Source organism: Marinobacter salarius (assembly GCF_032922745.1).
Taxonomy (GTDB): Bacteria; Pseudomonadota; Gammaproteobacteria; order Pseudomonadales; family Oleiphilaceae; genus Marinobacter.
This window is the reverse complement of record NZ_CP136693.1, coordinates 1,241,634-1,265,821: the sequence shown is the minus strand read 5'-3', so window position 1 is coordinate 1,265,821 and position 24,188 is coordinate 1,241,634. Positions and strand designations below refer to the sequence as shown.

19 protein-coding genes are annotated in these 24,188 nt (G+C 51.5%); 8 read left to right on the top strand and 11 right to left on the bottom strand.

The window, feature by feature from the left end:
* Positions 1 to 66 precede the first annotated feature (66 nt).
* Both arsH and arsB read left to right on the top strand, forming a co-directional pair.
* On the top strand, positions 67 to 783 hold the full coding sequence (gene arsH, locus R1T46_RS05755) for an arsenical resistance protein ArsH (RefSeq protein WP_036210682.1): 717 nt from the start codon (positions 67 to 69) through the stop codon (positions 781 to 783).
* Positions 784 to 793: 10 nt separating this feature from the next.
* Complete coding sequence (arsB, locus tag R1T46_RS05750) at positions 794 to 1,861, top strand: ACR3 family arsenite efflux transporter (protein WP_036210679.1); 1,068 nt, start codon at positions 794 to 796, stop codon at positions 1,859 to 1,861.
* Between the two features lie 264 nt (positions 1,862 to 2,125).
* Here arsB and R1T46_RS05745 read toward each other — a convergent pair whose 3' ends face one another.
* Entirely contained in the window at positions 2,126 to 3,031 is a 906-nt protein-coding gene (locus tag R1T46_RS05745; protein ID WP_317307640.1) for a LysR family transcriptional regulator, read from the bottom strand.
* 170 nt (positions 3,032 to 3,201) lie between these two features.
* On the opposite strand from R1T46_RS05745, the gene R1T46_RS05740 reads away from it, so the two are divergent.
* The 6 genes from R1T46_RS05740 (at position 3,202) to R1T46_RS05715 (ending at position 9,560) form a co-directional block, all read left to right on the top strand.
* Positions 3,202 to 4,389, top strand: coding sequence for an acyl-CoA dehydrogenase (locus R1T46_RS05740; RefSeq protein WP_317307639.1), 1,188 nt, complete (start codon positions 3,202 to 3,204; stop codon positions 4,387 to 4,389).
* Between the two features lie 9 nt (positions 4,390 to 4,398).
* A complete protein-coding gene (locus tag R1T46_RS05735; RefSeq protein WP_317307638.1) occupies positions 4,399 to 5,622 on the top strand; it encodes a CaiB/BaiF CoA-transferase family protein in 1,224 nt (407 codons plus the stop codon).
* Between the two features lie 265 nt (positions 5,623 to 5,887).
* Positions 5,888 to 7,147 carry a D-amino acid dehydrogenase gene (locus tag R1T46_RS05730; protein WP_317307637.1) on the top strand — a complete coding sequence of 420 codons (1,260 nt, stop codon included), beginning with the start codon at positions 5,888 to 5,890 and terminating at the stop codon, positions 7,145 to 7,147.
* A gap of 30 nt (positions 7,148 to 7,177) precedes the next feature.
* Positions 7,178 to 7,561 carry a RidA family protein gene (locus R1T46_RS05725; RefSeq protein ID WP_317307636.1) on the top strand — a complete coding sequence of 128 codons (384 nt, stop codon included), beginning with the start codon at positions 7,178 to 7,180 and terminating at the stop codon, positions 7,559 to 7,561.
* A 13-nt stretch (positions 7,562 to 7,574) separates the two neighbouring features.
* Positions 7,575 to 8,660: an alanine racemase gene (alr, locus tag R1T46_RS05720; RefSeq protein WP_317307635.1), complete on the top strand. Its 1,086-nt coding sequence runs from the start codon at positions 7,575 to 7,577 to the stop codon at positions 8,658 to 8,660.
* 207 nt (positions 8,661 to 8,867) lie between these two features.
* Positions 8,868 to 9,560: a TorF family putative porin gene (locus R1T46_RS05715; protein ID WP_317307634.1), complete on the top strand. Its 693-nt coding sequence runs from the start codon at positions 8,868 to 8,870 to the stop codon at positions 9,558 to 9,560.
* A gap of 887 nt (positions 9,561 to 10,447) precedes the next feature.
* Here R1T46_RS05715 and R1T46_RS05710 read toward each other — a convergent pair.
* The 10 genes from R1T46_RS05710 to R1T46_RS05665 all read right to left on the bottom strand — a co-directional run bounded on the left by R1T46_RS05710 (position 10,448) and on the right by R1T46_RS05665 (position 24,156).
* The gene (locus R1T46_RS05710; RefSeq protein ID WP_317307633.1) at positions 10,448 to 11,488 is read right to left on the bottom strand and encodes a methyl-accepting chemotaxis protein; all 1,041 of its coding nucleotides are present in this window, start codon (positions 11,486 to 11,488) and stop codon (positions 10,448 to 10,450) included.
* Between the two features lie 301 nt (positions 11,489 to 11,789).
* Entirely contained in the window at positions 11,790 to 12,545 is a 756-nt protein-coding gene (istB, locus tag R1T46_RS05705; RefSeq protein ID WP_317305994.1) for an IS21-like element ISSpu5 family helper ATPase IstB, read from the bottom strand.
* A 12-nt stretch (positions 12,546 to 12,557) separates the two neighbouring features.
* Entirely contained in the window at positions 12,558 to 14,099 is a 1,542-nt protein-coding gene (gene istA / locus R1T46_RS05700) for an IS21 family transposase (protein ID WP_317305993.1), read from the bottom strand.
* 275 nt (positions 14,100 to 14,374) lie between these two features.
* Positions 14,375 to 15,568 (bottom strand): L-2-hydroxyglutarate oxidase, encoded by a 1,194-nt coding sequence (gene lhgO / locus R1T46_RS05695; RefSeq protein WP_317307632.1) that lies wholly within the window; start codon positions 15,566 to 15,568, stop codon positions 14,375 to 14,377.
* Between the two features lie 93 nt (positions 15,569 to 15,661).
* Positions 15,662 to 16,642, bottom strand: a complete 981-nt coding sequence (glaH, locus tag R1T46_RS05690) for a glutarate dioxygenase GlaH (RefSeq protein ID WP_317307631.1) — start codon at positions 16,640 to 16,642, stop codon at positions 15,662 to 15,664.
* 99 nt (positions 16,643 to 16,741) lie between these two features.
* Complete coding sequence (locus tag R1T46_RS05685; protein ID WP_317307630.1) at positions 16,742 to 18,115, bottom strand: aspartate aminotransferase family protein; 1,374 nt, start codon at positions 18,113 to 18,115, stop codon at positions 16,742 to 16,744.
* A 217-nt stretch (positions 18,116 to 18,332) separates the two neighbouring features.
* Positions 18,333 to 19,775 carry an NADP-dependent succinate-semialdehyde dehydrogenase gene (gene gabD / locus R1T46_RS05680; RefSeq protein ID WP_317307629.1) on the bottom strand — a complete coding sequence of 481 codons (1,443 nt, stop codon included), beginning with the start codon at positions 19,773 to 19,775 and terminating at the stop codon, positions 18,333 to 18,335.
* 10 nt (positions 19,776 to 19,785) lie between these two features.
* Positions 19,786 to 21,282, bottom strand: a complete 1,497-nt coding sequence (locus R1T46_RS05675) for an aldehyde dehydrogenase (protein ID WP_317307628.1) — start codon at positions 21,280 to 21,282, stop codon at positions 19,786 to 19,788.
* A gap of 1 nt (position 21,283) precedes the next feature.
* Positions 21,284 to 22,735, bottom strand: a complete 1,452-nt coding sequence (locus R1T46_RS05670; protein ID WP_317307627.1) for a transporter substrate-binding domain-containing protein — start codon at positions 22,733 to 22,735, stop codon at positions 21,284 to 21,286.
* On the bottom strand, positions 22,732 to 24,156 hold the full coding sequence (locus tag R1T46_RS05665) for a glutamine synthetase (RefSeq protein ID WP_317307626.1): 1,425 nt from the start codon (positions 24,154 to 24,156) through the stop codon (positions 22,732 to 22,734). The genes R1T46_RS05670 and R1T46_RS05665 overlap by 4 nt, the downstream gene beginning before the upstream one ends.
* Positions 24,157 to 24,188: the final 32 nt, after the last annotated feature.

The window sequence follows — 24,188 nt, the reverse complement described above, 5'->3', positions numbered from 1 at the left end:
CATGCATATCTATTTTATTGCATAATATCCGGAAGATTTTAACGAGTAAAGGACCCTTTCATTACAATGAGCACCCGTGACCTCCCCAATATCGACCCTGACCAGTTCCGCAAACCAACTGAGGAACAGGTTTTTGCAACTCCGCCTTCTTCACATCGTCCAAGGATACTGTTGCTGTACGGCTCACTGCGGGAGCGGTCATTCAGCCGGTTAGCTGTTGAGGAAGCTGCCCGGCTGCTGGAGGCCATGGGTTCGGAAACCCGCGTATTCGACCCCCGCGGTCTACCCCTTGCCGATGCTGAAGACGCCTCGCACCCAAAAGTTCAGGAATTGCGGGAACTGGCCCAGTGGTCGGAAGGCATGGTGTGGTGCTCGCCGGAACGCCACGGCGCTATGACTGGCATTATGAAAACCCAAATCGACTGGATTCCCCTATCCATCGGCGGCGTACGCCCTACCCAGGGCAAGACCCTGGCGGTGATGCAGGTGTGTGGTGGTTCCCAGTCGTTCAATGCGGTGAATCAGTTGCGGGTGTTGGGGCGCTGGATGCGGATGGTGACAATTCCCAACCAGTCGTCGGTACCCAAGGCGTTCATGGAATTTGACGACAATAGCCGTATGAAGCCCTCGCCCTATTACAACCGCATCGTGGATGTCATGGAGGAGCTGGTGAAATTCACCCTGCTGATACGGGACCGCAGCGGCTTTCTGACGGACCGCTATTCCGAGCGGGTGGAAAGCGCCGCTGAAGCCTCAAAACGCGTCAATCAACGGTCCATGTAAGAGAGAAGTCATGAGTAGCAACGCAGAAACCACAACCGAAGACTCCGGCGGAGGCATGGATCTGTTCGGGAAGTACCTGTCGGTCTGGGTGGCGCTGGCGATCATCGCTGGCGTGACCCTTGGGCAACTGGCACCTACGGTTCCCGAAACCCTGTCCCGATTCGAATACGCTCAGGTGTCGATCCCTATTGCCATTCTGATCTGGGCCATGATCTTCCCAATGATGGCCCAGATCGATTTCAGCGCAGTGGTGGGCGTGCGCAAGGAGCCAAAAGGCCTGGCCATCACCACCATTGTGAACTGGCTGATCAAGCCGTTCACCATGTTCGCTATCGCCTGGTTTTTCCTGATGGTGGTGTTCGAGCCGCTGATCGCCCCCGGGTTGGCAAGTGAGTACCTGGCCGGCGCAATCCTCCTGGGCGCAGCGCCTTGCACCGCCATGGTGTTTGTCTGGAGCTATCTCACCAAAGGCGATGCCGCCTATACCCTGGTGCAGGTGTCCCTGAACGACATCATCATGCTCTTCGCCTTCGCGCCCGTTGTGGTGTTCCTGCTGGGCATTTCCGACATTCAGGTACCCTGGAACACGGTTATCCTCTCCGTGGTGCTGTACATTGTCATTCCCCTGACCGCCGGCTACCTTACTCGCCGCGCCCTGATCGCAAAGCGCGGGCAAGGCTGGTACGACGGGGTGTTCATGAAACGCCTGGGGCCGGTCACCCCGGCAGCGCTGATCGTTACCCTGGTACTGCTGTTTGCGTTCCAGGGCGAAGTTATCCTGAACAACCCGCTGCATATCGTGCTGATTGCCGTGCCGCTGATTGTGCAGACTTTCCTGATTTTCTTCCTGGCTTACGGCTGGGCACGGCTCTGGAACGTCCGTCACTGCATCGCTGCGCCCGGGGCCATGATTGGCGCCAGCAACTTTTTCGAGTTGGCAGTCGCAGCAGCCATTGCACTGTTCGGTCTGCAATCGGGAGCGGCGCTGGCGACGGTGGTTGGCGTTCTGGTTGAGGTTCCGTTGATGCTGGTTCTCGTTCGAATTGCCAATCAAACCCGGGGGCGGTTTCCGGCCTAGTTTGGAGACGCCCAGTAGGTCCGCTTTTAAACAAAAGCGAACCTTCGTTACGAACATGCTGAGGTTCGGGAAAGTCACGGAAAAGCAAAACGGGGCCAATGGACTGCCGTCCATTTATTTGCGGTAGCTCTTATCAATAGCGATACCGGTCCACTGTCCACTCGAATGCTCAAGTTTCGCAACTGCATTCTTCTCCCTTTGCCAAAGTATCGAGCGACGCTCGGCATCCTATGCCTGTTTGCTTTATTCCTCCTTCTGAAATTTCTAGGAAGCACCTATTTTATAACTCCTAACTTCCTTTATTAACCAGTCCCGAAATTTGCAGACTGGGGCATTTTCACTATTTTTATTCGGGAGAACAAAATGATAAGACCACTTACTCTCAAAGCTATGCTGGATTGGCATTACAAGCTTTTCAGACTCCAATTCTTCACGAATAAGAAATGGAGGAATGAGGGCAATACCCATATGATGAATCGCTGCTTGAGCAAGCATGGTGAATAGTTCATATCTCGGCCCAGCGAGATCTCTCTCCACCTTAAGGCCAGCTTTCAGGAACCATTCTCTCCACGCATATGGCCTAGTTGTTTGCTGAAGCAAAGTGTACTTCGAAATATCTTCAACAGTCAGAGTTTTCGAGGGCTTAATAAGCTCGGGACTACAAACCGGTGTCGGATTCTCATGCATGAGATGATAGGTTTCAGTTCCTGGCCAGTCACCGTCACCAAAATAAATAGCAGCATCAAACTGAGTGTCGGCAAATAAAAACGGTCGGGTGCGGTTCGTTAGATTCACGGTGATGTTAGGCTGCTCTTTACGAAAGCTCTGAAAGCGCGGCATGAGCCAACGAGCGCCGAATGTTGGCACAACTGCAAGTTCGATCGAATTATCGGCTCTGTGATCGCCCATCAGATCTAAGGTATCCCGCTCAAGCTCATCTAACCTGACCGTGATCCGCTTATAGTAGTTAACGCCAGCATCAGTCAAACGAACCCCTTGCCTGCTTCTCTTAAATAGCTTGACCCCCAAAAGCTCTTCGAGCCCTGCAATTTGCCTATGAACAGCACTTTGGGTTAGCGATAACTCTTCTGCTGCTTTGGTAAAACTTTGATGTCGCGCAGCACACTCGAATCCAGTAAGAGCAACAGTGCTCGGGATTTTTCGTTTCATCTCAGCCTCATCGGGATTAATGACATTCCCTATAGTGCGGAAATATCACAAAAGAGTGCAAATATATCGTTTGTATATCGCTTCATACAGCTCCTAGAATGATTTTTAACCATCCAGATGTGCATTTTTATCAATTTAGTGCCGTGCCTAGAAGATTATCGGGGAAAACCATGACCAAAAACAGCGCAGGATTCGATTGGGCTAGCCCGCTTTTGCTCGATGACCAGTTGAGTGAAGAAGAGCGAATGATTCGCCGTACAGCAAACCAGTACTGTCAAAACCAGCTCTCGCCGCGGGTTTTGGAAGCCTTTAGGCACGAAAAAACAGATCCGGAAATTTTTCGAGAGATGGGTGAGCTCGGGTTGCTTGGCGTAACAATTCCTGAGACCTATGGCGGTGCGGGCCTTAACTATGTTGCATACGGGCTGATTGCGAGAGAAGTTGAGAGTGTCGATTCTGGCTACAGGTCAATGATGAGCGTGCAATCATCACTGGTCATGGTGCCGATTAACGAGTTTGGTACCGAAGAGCAGAAGCAGAAATACCTTCCGAAATTGGCTCGCGGTGAGCTAATTGGATGCTTCGGGTTGACTGAGCCTGATCATGGTTCAGATCCTGGAAGCATGGCCACCCGTGCAAGGAAAGTGAATGGGGGCTATGCACTTTCAGGTAGCAAAACCTGGATCACGAACAGCCCTATTGCCGACTTATTTGTAGTCTGGGCGAAAACCGAGGACGGTTTGATCCGAGGATTTATCCTGGAAAAAGGCATGGAAGGCCTGAGCGCGCCGGCTATTCACGGAAAAGTTGCGTTAAGAGCGTCTATCACAGGGGAAATTGTGATGGACCAAGTGTTTGTTCCAGAGGAGAACCTACTGCCCGGCGTCACCGGTTTGAAGGGGCCATTTACCTGTCTCAACTCCGCTAGGTATGGAATAGCTTGGGGAGCTCTCGGCGCCGCCGAATTCTGCTGGCATGCTGCACGCCAATATACTCTGGATCGCAAACAGTTCGGTCGTCCTCTGGCTGCCAATCAGTTGATCCAGAAAAAACTCGCAGATATGCAGACGGAAATCACTCTGGGACTGCAGGGCTGTCTTCGCTTGGGTCGTATGAAGGATAGCGGGAATGCGCCGAACGAAATTACATCGCTTGTGAAACGGAATTCCTGCGGTAAAGCCCTTGAAGTAGCACGGGCGGCCAGAGACATGCTTGGCGGAAACGGTATTTCGGACGAATTTGGCGTTATTCGGCACATGGTGAACCTGGAAGCGGTGAATACCTATGAGGGTACTCACGACATTCATGCCCTCATTCTCGGTCGAGCACAGACCGGCATCCAGGCATTCACTTCGTAAGGAGAAACCATGGTCGGGGCACTTTCCCACATCCGAGTACTGGACCTGTCCCGAGTTCTGGCTGGCCCATGGGCGAGCCAGATTTTAGGAGACTTTGGAGCCGATGTCATAAAGATCGAGAGACCCGGTAAAGGAGACGACACGCGGTCTTGGGGGCCACCTTACCTCAAATCTGAAGATGGTGAAACAGACATGTCCGCATATTATCTGACAGCTAACCGGAATAAGAAGTCTTTGGCTGTCGACATTTCCCATCCTGAGGGTCAAAAGCTCGTTCGAGAACTAGCCGCCAAATGCGACGTCGTGATTGAGAATTTTAAAGTCGAAGGTTTGAAGCGCTACGGTCTCGACTACGAGAGCCTCGCTGCTATTAATCCCGCTCTCGTTTATTGTTCGGTGACTGGTTTTGGTCAGACCGGGCCCTATGCCAAAAGATCAGGATATGACTTTCTGATTCAAGCGATGGGCGGCCTTATGAGCCTTACTGGGCGCGGTGACGATGAACCTGGTGCTGGCCCTATCAAAGTAGGTGTGGCCCTCACCGACATCATGACTGGACTATACGCATGTATAGGTGTCCTGTCCGCGTTGAATCATCGCGATCGCACTGGCGAAGGTCAGCATGTTGAAACAGCGTTGCTGGACGTTCAGGTCGCCAGCCTGGCGAATCAGGCAATGAACTATCTCACCACCGGAAAATCTCCCGAAAGAATGGGTAACGCCCACCCGAATATCGTTCCTTATCAGGATTTTCCGACTGCAGACGGAGACATCGTGGTTACTGTTGGAAACGACAGCCAGTTCCGCCGCATGTGTGAGGTTATGGGTCGGTCCGACTGGCCTGATGATCCAAAATTTTCAACAAACCGCGCAAGAGTAGCAAATAGAAAGGAGCTTATCCTGCTGCTCCGGCAGGAAACAATAAAGAGGAAAACTTGGGAATGGCTTGAATTGCTCGAAGAGGTCAACGTGCCCTGCGGCCCAGTGAACTCATTAGAGGAAGTGTTTGCTGATCCGCAGGTCCGGGCTCGCCAAATGCAAATTACTATGGTCCACGAAAAAATGGGCAAAGTTCCGGGTGTCGGGAATCCATTAAGGCTTGGATTAACGCCTGTTTCATACCGTGATGCTCCTCCAACCCTCGGCCAAAACACCAAGAGCGTTCTCCAATCCGTCATTGGCTTAACGAGTACGGAAATCGAGGTACTTGTTAATAAGGGGGTTATTGAATGATGAAAAAACCCGGAGAAATTCAGAATTGCGGTGATCTGCAGGTCCTTATTTCGGCAAAGAACGAGGAACTACGATCTCGAATTCATTGGCGAATAAATCTCTGCTCAAAATCATTTGCTTCGTTTACGAAAACCGTGGGTAAAGGCCCTTTGCGTGTGCAATTCACTGGCCCCAATCACTCCTCGAATTGCGTAGGGCCATCTTATTTAGCGCGCGAAACAGCACAAATACAAAATTCTGCGATCAGTTTATGGAGTCTCGCAACATGAAGATTCTTGTATTGGGTGGCGGCGTGGCCGGTGTTTCGACCGCATGGTACCTCTCCAATTCGGGCCATGAGGTGACCGTAGTTGACCGCAACCCTTCTGTAGCCGACGAAACCAGCTTCGGTAATGCAGGAATGCTCTCCTACGGTTATACGAATCCATGGGCTGCACCAGGTATTCCGCTGAAGGCGTTGAAATGGATGATGCAGGATATGGCTCCAATTCTTGTTAGTTCGAGCGCTATCAATGCCCGAACTGCGAATTGGATGCTCCAAATGTTGGGGCAATGCACTGAGGAGGCATATCGAATTAACAAAGGGCGAATGCTGAGAATTTCTGAATATAGCCGCATTTGTCTAGACGAGCTGACACAAGAAGTGCCGCTGGATTTTGACCATCGAAATAAAGGAACAATTGAACTGTTTCGCGATGATGAAAAGATGGTTTCCATCGGCGCTGACTTGGAATCATTGAAGGAAGGTGGAGTAGAACATGAGGTGCTCAATCGGGAGTCCTGTATTCATCACGAGCCAGCGCTTGCAAATGTTTCGGAGAAATTTGTTGGAGGGTTGCGCTTTCCAAAGGATGGCACGGGTGATTGCAATAAATTCACCAAAGGATTAGCTGACCATTGCCTGAAAGCTGGCGTCCGTTTTTTGCTAAACACTGAAGTTCAGTCGTTGGAAACCTCTTCTGGAAAGATAACTGGTGTCGAAACATCCGAAGGTTATCTAAAAGCGGATGCTTATGTTGTCGCCCTGGGGAGCTACTCACCTTTATTACTTAACCCACTGGGCTTTAGATTACCGATCTACCCCATTAAAGGTTATTCACTGACTTTGCCGTTGCTAGACGAGACGTGCGCTCCTCAATCGACGGTTATGGACGAGGCTTTCAAAGTCGCGGTGACTCGGTTTGAAGATCGAATTCGGGTAGGCGGCACCGCAGAAATTGCCCATTTTGACCTAAGCCTAAAAGATAAGCGCCGAAAACCAGCCGAGTTTGTTGTCAATGATTTGTTTCCAAATGCTGGAGACTTAACGAATTCGACGTTTTGGTGCGGCCTTCGTCCTATGACACCAGACAGCGTGCCGGTCATTGGCAAAACGCCAATCTCAAACCTCTTCATGAACACGGGACATGGAACACTTGGTTGGACTATGTCCCAAGGCTCTGCACGCCTGGTTGCGGACGTAATTAACAACAAGACACCGGACATTGATAACGAAGGTTTATCTATTGACCGATTTTTGAAGTAACCGATACCAGTCAATAAGGACTCAGTACTCATGCAGAAAGATATTGTTTACTCACCAAACGCACCGAAAGCCATCGGCCCTTATTCCCAGGGCGTGCGGCTGGGCCAATCGGTCTACCTGTCCGGCCAAATTCCCATAGATCCAATTACTATGGAACTTGTGACCGAATCCTTTCGCGCCCAGGCCGTACAGGTGTTTGAAAACCTCAAGGCTGTTGCTGAGGCCGCCGGAGGCACACTTAATGACATTGTGAACATGACCATCCTGCTGACGGATATGAAGCATTTTCCAGAGGTTAATGAGGTAATGTCTGATTACTTCGTTGAGCCCTATCCGGCCCGAGCTGCTTTCGCGGTAAAAGGCCTTCCTAAGAATGCCGATATCGAAATAATGGCAATCCTAGCAACTGAATAAACGGGATATCTCCATGGCCAGGCCTGCAGTCGCTGAAATAAACCTAGAGAACATCCGCGGAAATTTTCGTTTGGCGGCATCGATGAGTTCTCACGGAAAAACCGTTGCGGTCGTTAAGGCTGATGCATACGGCCATGGCCTCGTTGAGGTTGCAGAATCCCTGTCTCAAGATACGGAGGTCTTTGCGGTTGCATCTATAGAAGAAGCAATGGTCCTTCGAGCTTCCGGTATTCGTCATCCAGTCCTTCTGATGGAAGGTTTCTTCGAAGATTCCGAACTAGATGTGATAGTAAAAGAGGGTTTCTGGACAGTTATTCATAATGAACAACAGCTGGGAACTCTGGCCCAAAGTCGGTTGCCAAAACCTATCCCGGTTTGGTTAAAAGTTGATACCGGAATGCATCGCCTTGGTTTCAACCCTAAGGAAGCCGCACAAGCCTATGCGACTCTAAAGGCCTTGAAGCAGGTACAAAGCGTAGTGGTCATGACTCATTTAGCGAATGCCGATCACGAGCTAAGCGATCGGGTTTCTGTCGAAGCTCAACTCTCAAAACTACCAATTACTCTGACAAGTCGAGAGATCGAGTTGAGCATCGCAAATTCTGCAGCGCTTCTAGACCATCCATCAACAAGAAAGCACTGGCAGCGGCCAGGGATAATGATTTATGGCGCTTCTCCCTTAAAAGCGGGGAATGAGCACAGCCAAAAGCTGCGACCAGCCATGAGTCTTAAAAGCCGAATTATTGCAACACGCTGGGTCCATAAAGGCGAGGGAGTTGGCTACGGCGGACGGTTCATCGCAAACCGTCTTTCCAGGATTGGCACCGTGGCTATGGGCTACGCCGACGGATATCCCAGGCAAGCAGTGGATGGGACCCCTGTACTTGTTAATGGTCAGCGCACAAAGCTGGTAGGAAGAGTCTCAATGGACATGCTTACTGTTGATCTTACCGACCTCCCAGCGACGGGCGTAGGTAGTGAAGTAGAGTTTTGGGGCCAAAGACTTAATGCCAATGAAGTTGCTGCACACTGTGACACCATCGCCTACCACCTATTCACGGGAGTAACCAAGCGAGTCCCCCGGAGGTATATCCAATAACGCTCGAATTTAAGACTCTTTTAAAAATCTCTTTTTGATAAAATGAATTTTAATTTATTAAATCTAAGCATATAGGCCTTTTAACTTAACTTTGGGGTACCAACCATTAGGAGGGCTTATAGGAAAAAGATCACGAGAACATCATAAAAATCTTCAGCCAGAAAGTTTGGCTATCAAAGCAAGACAACCAACCGAAAGGATTAAAAAATGAACAAAAAGACAATTCCTGCGTTTCTCATTAGTTTTATACTGGCACCGTTAGCTAATGCAGCAGATCTATCTAGTACGGTAACGTTTGTTTCGGACTATCGCTATCACGGGATTTCTCTGACCGCTGGTGATCCGGCTGTGCAAGCAAGTATAGATGCATCTTTCGATAATGGGATATATTTCGGTGCTTGGGGAAGTAATGTAGACTTCGGTGACGATGCCAACCTTGAAGTGGACTATTATGTCGGATATTCCAATGAACTAGAAAATGGCATTGGTTACAACTTAACCGCTCTTTACTACACCTATCCAGGATATGAAGCAGCGGACATCGACTATGTAGAGTTTAGTTCTGGAGTTTCTTTCAAAGGTTTTTCCGTATACTATAACTATGCTGACGACTATGTTAATACTGGAGAGTCGGGGCAGTATCTTGGTTTAGATTTTACTCATGAAATTATTCATAATGTTTCCCTCCATGCACATGCCGGTCACAGTTTTGGTGATTACTGGGGAAATATCGATATACAAGATTATGAGGACTATTCTGTCGGGGTTTCCACTAGCTTAATTGGCCTAGATCTTGCGCTAGATTGGCTATTCAATGATATCTCTGGTAGTGACGAGTCAAGCAGTGGGATTCTCAGAAACGATGATACCCTGACTGTATCGGTATCAAGAACCTTCTGAAATATTTAATACTTTTTTTAATTAATTGTCTCCCTCCTTTGGACTGGCTCCCGAGCCAGTCCCTTTTTATTGTATCTCGAATCGTCGTAAGTTACTCCTCAACAGAAGTTGGCCACGCTGGCCTGAGGTCTACTTTTGAACCCCGTTAAAAATGGGGTGATTACCATCCTAAGCTACCCTTGAGTAAAATGTCGGTCAGATGCATTCGGTAGAAGCCGGGGGGCGAGACAGCAAGGCAGTTAAACGTGAGATTGTATTGAAATACCACCTGTACGCGCTATGTAATCGCGCGTGTTCTGGAGGATGAAGGGTAAAACCACCCTGGCAGTATGCCTTTTTCGAAGTGCTCGTCCCGTATCAGCTGTCAACGAAAGAAGCCGTTATGATTGGGATTTGCTATGGTATTTGGAAAACGACGGCAGTTAGGTTCTTAGCATCGGCCCAAGCCCTCTGAGCTGCGAGGCCAACTTCAGCCAGCGTATCTTGACGCGTTTGCAATGGGGTGGATGCGAGTCAGCAGGGACTTTTTTTCAGCTCCGGTGCTTTCACAGTTGACGTAGATTGGCCTAAGGCTAGTCAGTGTGCTCCATCTGCAGAATAGCTCTTGTTCGGCGGGCCGGTATGAGTTAAGCCTCAGTCGTCGCGCGGGTTATTGCTAGCAGGGGCGTTTTTGCCGGATTGTCGACGCACGACTAATCGCCATGACAGGATTTTTGTTGTTTGCGCCATCGGATAACCTCGCCGTCCCACTGGCGATGAAAGCCTCAATTTCTGCAGTTTGACTATTATCTGCGTGTCTCATGGTCATGAGCAAGTTCAGTTGAAGTTGGCTCCAAAACAATCACTTAACAAAAGCTCTGCTCGGAACTCCCAGGGCAACATCATTTTTAGCCCCTCGCGCTGATCACCTCTGCGATGCTGGTCCCGTCCGTTTGCTCCCTATTATCCTGAGCTTCAAGCATTTCCTGTATTCGCTTGGTTGCCTCCTGAGTCCCGTCTGCAAGCTTCTTTACTTCATCTGCAACTACGGAAAAGCCGCGCCCGGCCTCCCCAGCCCTAGCGGCCTCGATGGCAGCATTAAGCGCAAGTAGGTTGGTTTGCGTTGCTATACCACTGATCACATCGACGACATCAGCAATACGACTGTACGTCTCCCGGCTGTTTTCTATCATGCGGGTATGGGCAACCTTCGCGGACCTCTCGTCCTCAATATTTCTGACGGCGCCTATCGCACGAATAAGCTTACCATGGTGATCACGTATGGCCCGACCTCGCTCCCGAAACCAGCAGTACCCTTTTGTTTTATGCCGCATCCTGAACTCCTCGACATAGTCTCCTGAGCCTGTGGAGTTTTGTATCTCACGCTCGAAGATTTTTAGAACTCGGGGTAAATCGTCCGGGTGGATAACGCTTACCTGGCTTTCCATGCCATCTGGCAGTTCGTCACGAGTGTAACCAAGCAGGAGCCTGAATTGATCTGTGAAAATCATCTCGCTGCCCGGATCCTCTGGCACACCGTTTTTGATCACAAAATCCCACACCCCTTCAGTCAGGGTAGACTGAATCATCTGCCACACCTGCTTTTCGTACTCAAAGTCGACCTTGATTAATTCAACTTCTTCCAGGGCGACTTGCAGTTGGTCTCTTTCGTTCTCAAGTTGCCGAATCGCCTGTTCATATTGTTGTTTTTCTTCCGAATTATTTTTTTTGAGTTTCTCCAGCTCATGGGTAGTATTGTCCAGTTCGCTTTGTTGCGCTGCCTTGTCTTTCCTGCTTTGGTCTAGGGAAGACCGAATCGATGCGATGAGTCTGGGGTGGCGTGAGATTTCCTTTAATTCGCCAAGATCGACCACATCTCCATGGCTAATTGAGTCGATTAGCTCGGCCATCTCGGCGGCGAGCTTTGTAGAAGACCGTCGGTTGAACATGGTAAATTTCCTCGAGTTAATTCTGGTGGTGAGGCGCATTGCTTAAGCCGCCTTCTCATCATTAGCTGACACCCACTCTCCACCCATTTGCCCTTCGGAAAACTCTTTCATCGCCGCCACCATTGAGCGGCTCTGCTCACTCACCTCCACGGAGGATTCAATAAAATTGCTTTCTTAATGCGGAGTATTGAGCGAACTGCGTAAACCGCTGAAGGTTGCCACCCATTCCACGTGAAGCCTGCCACCCGGATCGGAGCAAGGCTGCCACCCATCGGAGCGTAGCGACGCGGGGTTTCTCTTCTTACTCCGAAGTCTCGGTGGCCGTCAACTTTGCCTTTTGTTTTCGCATGGACTCGCCCCGCAGGTTGATCTTGTAGGCGTTGTGAACGAGCCGGTCCAGAATGGCGTCTGCCAGAGTGGCGTCACCGATTACGCCATGCCATTCCTCGATAGGTAATTGGCTAGTGGCCATGGTGGAACGCCGGCCATGTCGGTCTTCCAGCACCTCCAGCAAGTCTCTCCGGTTCTCCGCGCTCAGTTTCATCAGCCCCCAGTCGTCTAGGATCAGGACGTCGACTTTGGCGAGGTTGGTCAGGAGTTTGGCGTACTGGCCATCGCCCTTGGCAATGGTCAGCTCCCGTAGCAGTCGGGTCAGGCGGACGTACTGGGCGGTGTAGCCTTCCCGGCAGGCCTTGTGTGCCAGTGCACAGGCCAGCCAGGTTTTGCCAACCCCGGTGGGACCGGTGATGAGCACGTTCAGGTGCTCTTTTACCCATTGGCAGCCGGCCAGTGATTGCACCAGCCCTTTATCCAGGCCCCGTGAGTTCCGGTAATCGATGTCTTCAAGGATGGCCGTGTGTCGCAGCCTAGCCCGGCGCAACCGGCTGGTCATGCGCCGGTTATCTCGCTCGGTCATTTCCCGGTCGACCAGCAGCCCGAGGCGTTCCTCGAAGCTCAGATCGGTGATGTCGGGGGTGGCCGACTGATCCGCCAGGGCGGCGGCCATGCCGGTCAGTTTGAGGGCGTGGAGCTTGTCCAGTGTGGGATGTTTTAGCATGTCAGAGATCCTTCAGTGGTAGTAGGCGGGGCCACGGATGTTGTCGTGGGTGTCGGGCAAGGCCAGTTCCTGTTGCTCTTCCAGGGGCTGCTGATCCAGACGGTGTTTGAGGATGGATTCAATGCTCTTGTAGCGGCAGCTTCCCAGCATCAGGGCTCGCTGGCAGGCGGCCTCCAGCCGCGACTCGCCGTAGCTCTGCCCCAACCGGAGAATGCCCAGACAGGAGCGGTACGCCTGCTGAGGGTGTTTGCGGGCACCCAGAGCGGTGCGGATAAGCTTCTCCGTCGCCGGTCCGGTTTTGGCCGCCCAGGCGATGAGCCGTTCCGGCGACCACTCGCCCGCCTGGCGATGGGACTCGGGCATATGGGTAGCAATCGTGGTGTGTCGCCCTTTCTGATCGGAACGCCGGTGACTGGCGACACGGTTGCCCCGGTAAAAGCATTCGATGGTGTTGTGGGTGATGCGAACCTCCACCTCTTTCTTGATCAGTGTGTAGGGCACTGAGTAGTAGTGACCGTCGATGGCCACGTGGTAGTCGATATGCACCCGAGCCTTCTTCCACTCTGCGTAGACATACGGCTCTGCCGGCAACGGCTGTAGAACCGGTTGATCCAGCTGTTCGAAGTGGTCACGCCGACAGCCGGGCAACTTGCGGAAGGGGCGGCTGTTGAGCTTCTCCAGTAGCTCACGGATGGTGGCGTTGAGTTGACCTAGGGAGAAGTGCTGACGGTGGCGCAGGGCTGCCAGGATCCAGCGCTCGACGATCAATACACCGCCTTCCACCTTGGCTTTGTCACGGGGCTTACGAACTCTTGTCGGGACAACGGCCACGCCATAATGGGCGGCCATGTCCTGATAGGTTGGGTTGAGATCCGGCTCGTAGCGATGGGCCTTGCTGACGCCGGAGCGGAGGTTGTCCGGAACCACCAGTTCCGGCACTCCGCCCAGGAACTCGAAGGTCCGGATGTGGGAGCCGACCCAGTCCGGCAATGTCTGGCTCCAGGTGGCTTCGGCGTAGGTGTAATTGGATGCACCCATCACCGCGACAAAGACTTGTGCCTCGTGGATCTCTCCGGTGGTGCGGTCAATGACGGGCACGGTCTGGCCAGCGTAGTCCACAAACAGCTTCTCACCGGCCCGATGGTCCTGGCGCATCACCAGGTCCAGCTTGCCCCGCCAGGCCCGGTAGTGCTCGCAGAACCAGCTGTACTGATAACCGTCCGGGTTGGCTTGCCGGTACTCCTGCCAGAGCAGGAACAGGGTGACGTTCTTGCCCGTGAGTTCGTCACGGATGTGTTGCCAGTCGGGTATACCTCTGGCCTGTGCCGGCAGGTCCGGTGGCGGCGGGAACAGCAACCGCTCCAGGTGGGCCTCATCCATATCCGCTGGCAACGGCCAGCTCAGACCGGCCTCAACCGTGCGGCGCAGGTAGTCGCTTACGGTGGGGCGGCTAACGCCACAGGCCGCCGCAATCTGGCGGTTGCTCAGCCCTCGCTCCCACTTGAGGCGAAGGACTTCTTTGATTTTACGCATGGATAACCTCTTCGCTGGCATCTGGCCCATCTCCGGATGAAAAGGGTCAGAGTACCGTTAAGTAATCCCGCGCCGGACGATTTTGATGGAGCTTCAGGCAGTCTGCTGGGGTGGCAGCTTTGCCGTGGAATTAGTGGCAGCTTTCGCGTGGAATGGGTGGCAGACTTCGTCTGGAATCAGTGGCAACCTTGGTCTGGAATACGCAAGCGAACACTGAATTCATATTTCAAGACAATAAATCAAGCATGTACATGGCTTTTTAAAACTCCTAGTCGTTAGGTTAGTTTCTAGATCAGTCAGGCTATTCGATCTTTTACTGTCTCAACAATGTAGGCGCCGATGGGAATCGCGGAAGTAGCGGCAGGTGATGGCGCATTACAGACGTTGACGGTGCGCTTAGTGTTTACAAACAGGAAATCGTCCACAAGTTTTCCGTCCTTAGATACTGCCTGGGCTCGGACTCCCGCAGGGTACTCACCGAGATCCTCCTTTTTGAGGATCGGACAGTACTTTTGAACTTCCCGCAAATAGCCGTCCTTGAACAGCGAGTTCTTCATCTCGCGAAGGCCCGGCTTAAGATTATCCTTCAGAACCTTTAGGATACCGGGGTTGGTGAACATGCCTATTATGTCAGCGAAGGAGATATCCGACTTTTGATAACCTTCTCGCTTCAACGCCAAGACTGCATTGGGACCCACGGTGACAGTTCCGTCGATCATGCGAGTCAAATGCACTCCGAGAAATGGCATGGAAGGATCTGGAATTGGATAGATCAGATGATTCACGATGCCGTTGTACTTCTCTGGTAAGACAAAGTACTCACCACGAAAAGGACAGATAGTAAAACCCGGATCGAGCCCTAGCATACGTACAATGCGGTCAGCCATCAGTCCGGAACATGAGATCAAATATCGAGAAGCAAAGTCTCCTTTTGACGTCTTAACTACCGCCTCCGTGGCACGCTCCTCTAAACCTAACACTTTGGTAGAGTAAAGAATCTCACCACCGAGGCGTTGAAACTCACCAGCCATTGCAGCGGTTATCTCTCCATAATTTACAATTCCACTGGATGGTACGAATATTCCCCCAACTCCATTTATATTGGGCTCTCGCTCCTTTAGCTGAGGAGCAGACAGCCATTCTCGCTGCAGGCCATTAGCTGCGGTGCGCTTCCAAAGCGCTTTCATTCGCTCCACTTCAAGGTCATTGGTGGCGACAAGCAATTTACCGCACTCGTCATAAGCGATGTCATGGGTATCACAGAAGTCTTTAGTAGCTCGATTACCTTCCAGACAAAATCGCGCTTTGAGACTGCCCGGGGTGTAATAGACACCCGCGTGGATCACGCCACTGTTATGTCCAGTCTGGTGGTGAGCAGGACCGGGTTCCTTCTCAACCAATAACATTTTGCGGTTAGGGTAGGTGCGGATCAGTTGCATGGCAGTGGACATACCGATAATGCCCCCACCGATAATAATAAAGTCGTACACTGCAGACCTCGTCTTCTAATTAGTCGCCTGCCCCCCCAATGGGAGAAGAATAAATCTCGGAGCCGCACAATATGCTTGGCTCTGATTGTGAGCTCACTTTTGCCAAGGATTGTGGAGCGTTTTGGCATGCGTGAAGTAACCACGTTGGCGCATCAGCTCTCTACGCAAGTCCGGGTGGGGGGTAAAACGATCCCGGCCATGCAACCAAAAGTGGTTATTGATCAGCAAAAACTTACCAACGGAATAGGGTACAGAAAGAATGCCAGGATTGGTTTCTAGAGATTCTGAGAGTTCGCAAAGCCAGTTGCCCTCTTCAAGGTTGGCAGGTTGCACGAACTGGTCGATGTAGGCCATTATCGGGCGTCCTTCCCGATCGACATCAAAGATCGAGTGATAGATATCTTTGGCCACGTTCTTGCTTGGCGGGACGGCCCAACGCATCTCGCGGCGTGCCATAGGATGACTAAAGAAGTAATCGAGGTCTTCCCAGTCATCGATGTGCAATAACAGCGAGTTGCCACCTTCCATGTTCTGCTCGTCGATCTTCATCATAAGCACAAAGTCGGTATCTTGTTCGACATACGTGCCGTCGTTGTGCAGCTCCATCACTCGATGAGGCTGACGCAGATAGCTGTCAGATTGATCGACATTTTTAACAACGAAGCGAGCGTAATACTGTCCGCTCATCGAATCAAAATTGGACCTTCCAATCAGGTGGGCGACAGCAGTGGCAAACTTTACCATTTCATCCGCCTGAGAAACATCGTCAAGGCCCTCAGGAGTGACGATCATCCCTCCGGTGTTGCGTTCGACCATTGAATCGATTAACACTGGCTGTAGAGTGTTCCCACACAGGTCATCAAGAATCTTAGCGACCCGGAAGCGGAGCATAGATTTATACTCCAGGGCCTGAACCGGATAATCTGACACGGCTGCAAGGAACTCACTCACCAACTCCCTAGAGAAGAAAAGGTTCAGTAGGCGCGGTGAATAATTACTTGGCTCAAGTTTGAAGCCCTGGAACTCATTAACCTCAGGTTGAGCAGAGTTATTAGACGCAGTAGCAGTCTTCATGATTATCTCCTTTGAAGCATAATCGGGATTATCTTCGGCGGTTTCTACGAGAAGTCCCTATTTCACTAATCAGAAACTCTCAAACTTATGGGACTAAGATCATGCCAAGCCGGCCCAGCGAGCAGTGTCGTCAAGCGACCGACTGAAGATGTCGAGCACCAGCTGGATATCCTCCTTGCTTGAAATCAGAGGAGGACAGAAAGCTATCGAGTCGCCCATTGCTCTGGTAATCATTCCGTGCTGTTGAGCGCGTCCAGCCAGATGCTTTCCGAGCTTGCCAACAGCCTCTAGCGGTGCTTTCGTGTTTTTATCTGCGACTAATTCCACGGCGGCGATCAGCCCTTTACCACGGACTTCACCAACGAGTGGATGGTCAGAGAACTCTGCCAACCCCCCGCGCAGCACTTCACCCATTTCTGCAGCATGCTGGACCAGGCCTTCCTCTTCGATGATTTTAAGGTTTTCAAGAGCAACGGCTGCTGCAACGGGGTGGCCGGTGCCGGTGTAACCATGGCCGAGAACACCGAACGAGTGGCTCTGGTCAGCAATGCCCTCATATACGTCATCGTTTATGAGGACCGCGGCGATTGGCTGATACGATGAAGAGAGCTGTTTCGAAACAACCATTACGTCGGGCTTTATATCGAATGTTTGCGAACCAAACATTTGACCGGTCCTTCCGAAACCGCATATAACTTCATCAGCAACGATCAGGATGTCATGCTTGCGGCATACCCGCTGAACCTTCTCCCAATAGGTTCGAGGGGGTACGATTACGCCACCGGCTCCCATCATTGGCTCAGCATAGAAAGCTGCAATGGTCTCGGCTCCCTCCCGCGAAATTACGCACTCGAGCTCCTCTGCTAGCCGATCAGCGAACTGTTCTTCAGTTTCTCCGGGCTGAGCATTACGATAATGGTGTGGACAGCTGACGTGATAAAAGCCAGGCAGAGGTAAATCGAAACCTCGCTGGTTCGGCTGCAGTCCGGTAAGGCTAGCACTCGCGACAGTTACACCGTGATAGGCATTGCGACGACTGATGAACTTTTTCTTTTCAGGCTTACCGATCGCATTATTACGATACCAAAGCAATTTGATAACTGTATCGTTTGCTTCCGAGCCTGAATTTGTGAAAAAGACCTTGCTCATCGGAACAGGTGCCAGCTCTATTAACTTTTCTGAAAGTTCAATACTCGGAGCATGAGCCTTATGAGTGAACAGATGATAAAAAGGAAGAGTTCGAAGTTGCCGCTCTGCAGCTGCAATTAAGCGCTGGTTGCTGAATCCCAGCGCCGCGCTCCATAAACCTGACATAGCCTCTATGTAGCGCTTTCCCTTGTTATCAAAGACGTAGACGCCCTCGCCTCTTTCAATAACCAATGGACCTGCTTCCTGGTGAAGCCTAGCATCGGTATACGGATGCAATTGATATTGGACATCTTTTTTGGCTAGATCTAAATGATTGGCATTCATGGTTTATTCCTGCATTTTTATCACTATTTAGCTCATTGAAGCATTCATTTATAAATCTAAGCTTCAGATGAGACGTCGTTAATGGTTTTATAAGAAAATATTTAAAACTTAATCAATAAAACCTAAATATTCTGCACGAAAGGAAGTTATCATTTATTTCCTGACTATCCGGCTATCTTTAAAATAGATAGCCGGATTATTATCAAGCAACCTGCAATCAAATACTCAGACAGAGATATTTAATCTCTAGATAATCATCCATCCCATACTTCGAGCCCTCACGACCAACACCAGAAGCCTTGATACCTCCGAATGGCGCAACCTCGGTGGAGATGATCCCAGTGTTAATTCCAACAATGCCGTATTCCAAAGACTCGCCTACACGGAATACTCTGCTCATATCGCGCGTATAAAAGTAGGCAGCAAGCCCGAATTCCGTATCATTGGCTTGATTGATGACATCCTCTTCACTGGTAAATCGGAATATGGGAGCCAACGGACCAAAAGTTTCCTCTTTAGCTACTTTGGCAGTTGCGGATACATTCGTTAGTATCGTCGGCTCGAAAAACGTACCTTCCATTTTTCTACCGCCGGAAACGATTTTGGCACCGAGAGAAACAGCGTCTTCTATGTGCTCTTCCATTTTTGCAACGGCTTTTTCATCTATAAGGGGCCCTGTTGTGACCCCTTCGTGCATTCCATCTCCGACCTTTAACTTTGCCACTGCGGTTTTAAGCTTCTCGGTGAAAAGGTCATAAACTTCGTCGTGCACGTAAAGCCTATTAGCGCAGACACAGGTCTGCCCGGCGTTTCTGTATTTAGAAGCCAAGGCTCCATCCACTGCAGCGTCTAGATCAGCGTCTGAAAAGACAATAAAAGGTGCGTTACCGCCGAGCTCCAAAGACACTTTTTTGATATCCTTGGCACACTCGGCCATGAGCTGCTTTCCGATCTCAGTGGAGCCGGTAAAAGACAGCTTCCTTACGACAGGGTTGTTTGTTAATTCAGCGCCAATATCTGAGCCGCTGCCCGTGACGACACTCAACACACCGGGGGGAATTCCGGCTTCCTCTGCCAATGCTGCCATTGCAAGGGCTGAGAACGGTGTTTGCGATGCCGGCTTAATGACAATGGTGCATCCTGCAGCCAACGCAGGCCCGGCTTTCCGTGTAATCATGGCAGCAGGAAAGTTCCAGGGTGTGATTGCAGCGGTAACACCAATAGGCTGCTTGATTACCATCAGTCGCTTATCTGCTTGATGTCCCGGGATGGTATCGCCATAAATGCGCTTACCCTCCTCCGCAAACCACTCAATAAACGAAGCCGCATAGAGAATTTCACCTCGCGATTCCGCTAGCGGCTTGCCTTGTTCAAGGGTCATTAAACGGGCAAGATCCTCTTGGTTGGACACCATCAACTCAAACCAACGACGAAGTGATGTTGCCCTTTCTTTGGCTGTCAGAGCCTTCCATTTCAGAAGAGCTCGATCCGCGGCTTCGATTGCACGACGGGTTTCCGAAGCGCCCATTTTGGGCACAGTGCCAAGGATTTCTCCTGTTGCAGGGTTATTAACCTCGATGGTCAAGCCGGAATCGGCGTCAACCCAAGCACCATCAATGTATGCCTTTTGACAAAACAAGTGGGGATTATTCATGGACATCAGTTTTCTCCTACAGCTTGATCCACGTCGCTTTCAGCTGAGTGTATTTGTCAAAAGCATGGAGTGACTTATCACGCCCGTTACCCGACTGTTTAAAGCCACCGAATGGTGCGGTCATATCGCCACCGTCATATTGATTAACCCAGACGCTTCCCGCCCGAAGTGCTCGTGCCGCACGGTGTGCCTTTGATAAATCACTGGTCCATACGGCGGCAGCCAGGCCATAAATGGTGTTGTTGGCGATGGTCATGGCTTCATCAAAGCTGTCGAAGCCCATCACAGAAACCACCGGGCCGAAGATTTCCTCTTGGGCGATCCGCATCTCTGGCCGGACATTGTCGAAAACGGTTGGCGGCACCAAAAGGCCTCCAGCGATTTCGGGGAGTGGGGCTCCTCCCAAGCGGAGCGTAGCGCCATCCGATTTGCCAGATTCGATATAACCAAGAACGGTCTCCAGTTGCCCGCGATCAACTAGGGGACCAATGTTTGTGGTTGGGTCGAGCGGATTGCCCGGTTTCCATTCGTTTTCGAGGATTTTCATTACCTTGGTAACAAACTCCTCGCGAATGCTGTTTTCTACCAACAGCCTAGTGCCTGCGGTGCATACTTCGCCCTGATTGAAGGCAAACGCAGCGGCGGCTGCGACGGCTGCTTCATCTAAGTCAGGCGCATCAGCAAATACAACGTTCGGGCTCTTGCCGCCGCCTTCGAGCCACACCTGTTTCATGTTTGACTCCCCAGCATCTACCATTAGCTGGCGCCCTACCCGGGTGGAACCGGTGAATACCACAGTGTCGACGTCGATGTGTCGTGAAAGAGCGCTTCCGACCTCCGGACCAAAGCCAGGCAGCACATTAAGAACGCCCGAAGGGAGTCCCGCCTCCACCGCTAATGCGGCTAGCCGCAATGCACTCAAAGGTGATTTTTCAGATGGCTTGAGCACTACGGAGTTGCCGGTGGCAAGTGCTGGACCAAGTTTCCAGCAGGCCATCATCAGCGGGAAGTTCCAAGGAACGATTGCCGCCACAACCCCAACCGGCTCGCGTGTAATCAAACCCAATTGATCGGCAGGAGTCGGAGCAACCTCACCGTAAACCTTGTCAATAGCCTCGGCAGACCAGCGAACGGCACGTGCACCTGCGGGTAAATCCACCGTCAACGCATCGCCGATTGGCTTACCCATATCCAGGGTTTCCAGCAGTGCTAGTTCCTGGGCATGGACTTCTATCAATTCAGCAAATCGAATCAAAATGGCTTGTCGCTTAGCCGGAGCCATTTGCGACCAAGTACCAGCCTCAAAAGTGCGGCGTGCCGATTCAACGGCGAGGTTAGCGTCCTCGGCGTCGCACCTCGCAACTTTTGCTAGCAGGCGTCCGTCGACGGGGCTAAAATTATCGAAGGTGAGTCCAGAACGTGCCGGTTGGTATCCCCCGTCAATGAAGGCTTCTCCAATGATCGAGAGATTCTCTGCCTTGGCTGACCAGTCTTTAACAGTTAACTCATTCATATCAGCTGTTCTCCCTATCTGGCGCCATAACGGCCTCCAGAAAGCTTCGCATTAAATTTTTGAAATTGGCGTAGTTGCTTGGCTGGTGGCGGGAGATCTCTTCACGCAAGCGCTCAGGCAAATCCCCCGCGTTCTCTAGAAAGCGCTGTCCCTCGTCGCTGCGTTTCCAATCACCAAGCCAGGTATCAAACATTTCTGCCGTAATTTCGGGATGGAACTGAACACCCCATGCTGAGCGGTAACAAAATGCCTGAGGGGCCATCTTGGTTTCTGCCAGCAAAGTGACGTGTTCTGGTAGGCGGAAAGTGTCGAAATGGAAATTGAGCCATGGTCCCTCATGGGACCACTGCGGATCTCTTGACTCTACCGGCGTCCATCCGATCTCTGCCTCATCTGCGGGCACCGCGGTGCCTCCCAGAGCGCGGGCAAGCAACTGACTGCCAAAACAAATACCAAGAGTTGGCACATCAGCCTCTACGACACCTTTCAACCAATTGAGCTCGGGCTCCAGCCAGGGTAGTCTTTGATCGTAGGCCGATTCAGGACTGCCCAGAACCACCACCATTTCAAGCGTTTCAGGGTCAGGAAGGGGCTCTGTTACCACCTGCGTCTGAAGCTCGATGTCCAGTTCAGAGAGAATCTCTGGCAAAATGCCGGGTACGTCAGTGGGCGAATGCATGACCGCAAGGGCCCTTTTGGGCTTTTTTCCGGCCTTGGGGCAGGTATCCGCGCTCTGCGCAGCATTCTCGAAAGGATAGCTAAGCGCAGGCATCCAGTTTTGCCATACAGTTTTGAGTTCGCCATTAACCTTCGCCTCAGCCAGTGCAGCATCGACTTTTTTCAGCCACTCAGACTCTCCCTTCTTTACGGCAATTCCCCATGCGTTTCGAGTTTCCACGGTGAAAGCGATAGCCAGATCTGATTCCTCCGACAGCGGCAACAAAGCCACGTCATCGTCTACGAAAGCGTCGATGTCACCGCGCCGTAGTGCGGCTACCATATCTCCCATTACGTCATCCGATTCTCCCGAGAAGGGCACGACGACAGCGCCTCCGAAAGTCTCGGCCAAAGCCATATTGAGACTTTTATCAATGGCACCGACTCGACGCCCTGAAAGATCAGTAGCGCTTTTGATGGACGAATCGCGCAAAACCATCACTGATTCGTCAAAGACTGCGTATGGAGCTGTGAAATCAGCAAGGCTCTTGCGATACTCCGAAATACCCTGACCGCAGAGCAGAATATCTCCTTGTGCCTTTTCCAGTGCGGGGTAGAAATCATCCCACTGGCGATAGACAAAGACTGTATCCATCCCCAGCTTTTTCCCGAGGAGCCTAGCGACATCGGCCTCATAACCGTGCCGCTGGCCCTCCTCGTCACGCCAGAAAAGCGGCGGCGCTGGGAGGTCGGCGCAAATGACCCGCATAGAGCGATTAGTCGCGCTTTGATTCATGGCAGGTAGTCCTCATACATTGTTTTCTCCCAATCAGTAACGACGGCGCAGTAACGGGCCCACTCGTCCTTCTTAAGATCGCTGTAGAGAGAGGACATGGCTTCCGGCATGGCACCGCGGATCACGCTGTCTTGTTCAAATGCGCGGATGGCGTCTCCGAGAGTGCGGGGCAGATAGCGAGTCTCCGGTCCTTCGACTGGGATGCTGTCACTGGTGTCAGGCGTACCCGGATCCAACTTTTTCTCCAGGCCATCCCGCATAGCGGCGAGCATGAGTACCTGTGACAGATAGGGGTTTACACTGGCATCGGGCACTTTGTACTCCAAGCGACCGTTAGCAGAGAGTCGGACAGTACAAGTTTTGTTGTCGATACCCCAGTTGATGCAGTTGGGTGCAAACAGTCCAGTATCCCAATAACGCTTATAGGAATTTACATTGGATGCCATAACCAACATGGAACCAGGAGCATGTTCCAGTAGTCCGCCTAGCGCATGAAGCCCCGTATCAGTAAGGTGCAGGTCTCTGCGCCCAGATTCAGCGAGCACATTTTGATCCCCGCGCCACAGGCTAAAGTTATGGTGACACCCATTGCCCATTGTCCCAGTGGTGGGCTTGGGCATGAAACTGGCTTTAACTCCGAATTCCTGAGCCACCTGACGACAAATCAGGCGATAGGTCATCATCCGATCGGCAGTAAGCTGGCAGTCATCGAACATCCAGTTGAGCTCAAGCTGGCCTGCGTCTTCGTAGTCACCCTCGATCATGTCGAGACCCATGGATTGGCCGTATTCCATGACTCGCTTAAAAATAGGGCGCATCATTTCAAGGTTGCCCAAATGATAGGCAGGGCTAGCCCCCGCACGAACCTTAACCGTGAGCTTCTCGCCCAGCCACGACATCTCGGGCTCAAGGCCGGTCTTAAGAGTTAAACCGGTGTCTTTGGTAAACTGCCGGTGGGTTTCGATAAGCAGACCACGGGGGTCCGTTGCGAGAAGACTTCCGCCATTCTCAATCCGATGTTCGGGCTCATAGAGTCGACAGAAGAAACTGCCGATAGAGTGATCCCAAGGCAGAACCTGGAAGGTGTCTGCATCCGGCATGCCCGTAAACTCAGCAGCTTGCGCACCGCCACCCAAGAGCTCACCGGCACGATTACACTGCAGATCAGAAATGGCAGTTCGGTGGAATTGAATGCCTTTGTCTAGATTGCGGAGTAAATGTTTGGCCGGCACCACTTTGGCCGCCACTCTTCCAGACAGAGTGACAACCTGGTAGTAGATGAATTCGACGCCAGATTCACGAATTCGAGCACTAAGCTCTTCATGAGCAGCAGATCTGTTGTTGAGCTCTCTGTGTCGGTCAAGCGCAGTCTCGATTGAAGCCTGTGAAGAAACTTGAGATGTACTTGTAAGAATTGTCATTTCTTGCTCCTGTCGCCAAATTTGCCCGAGGG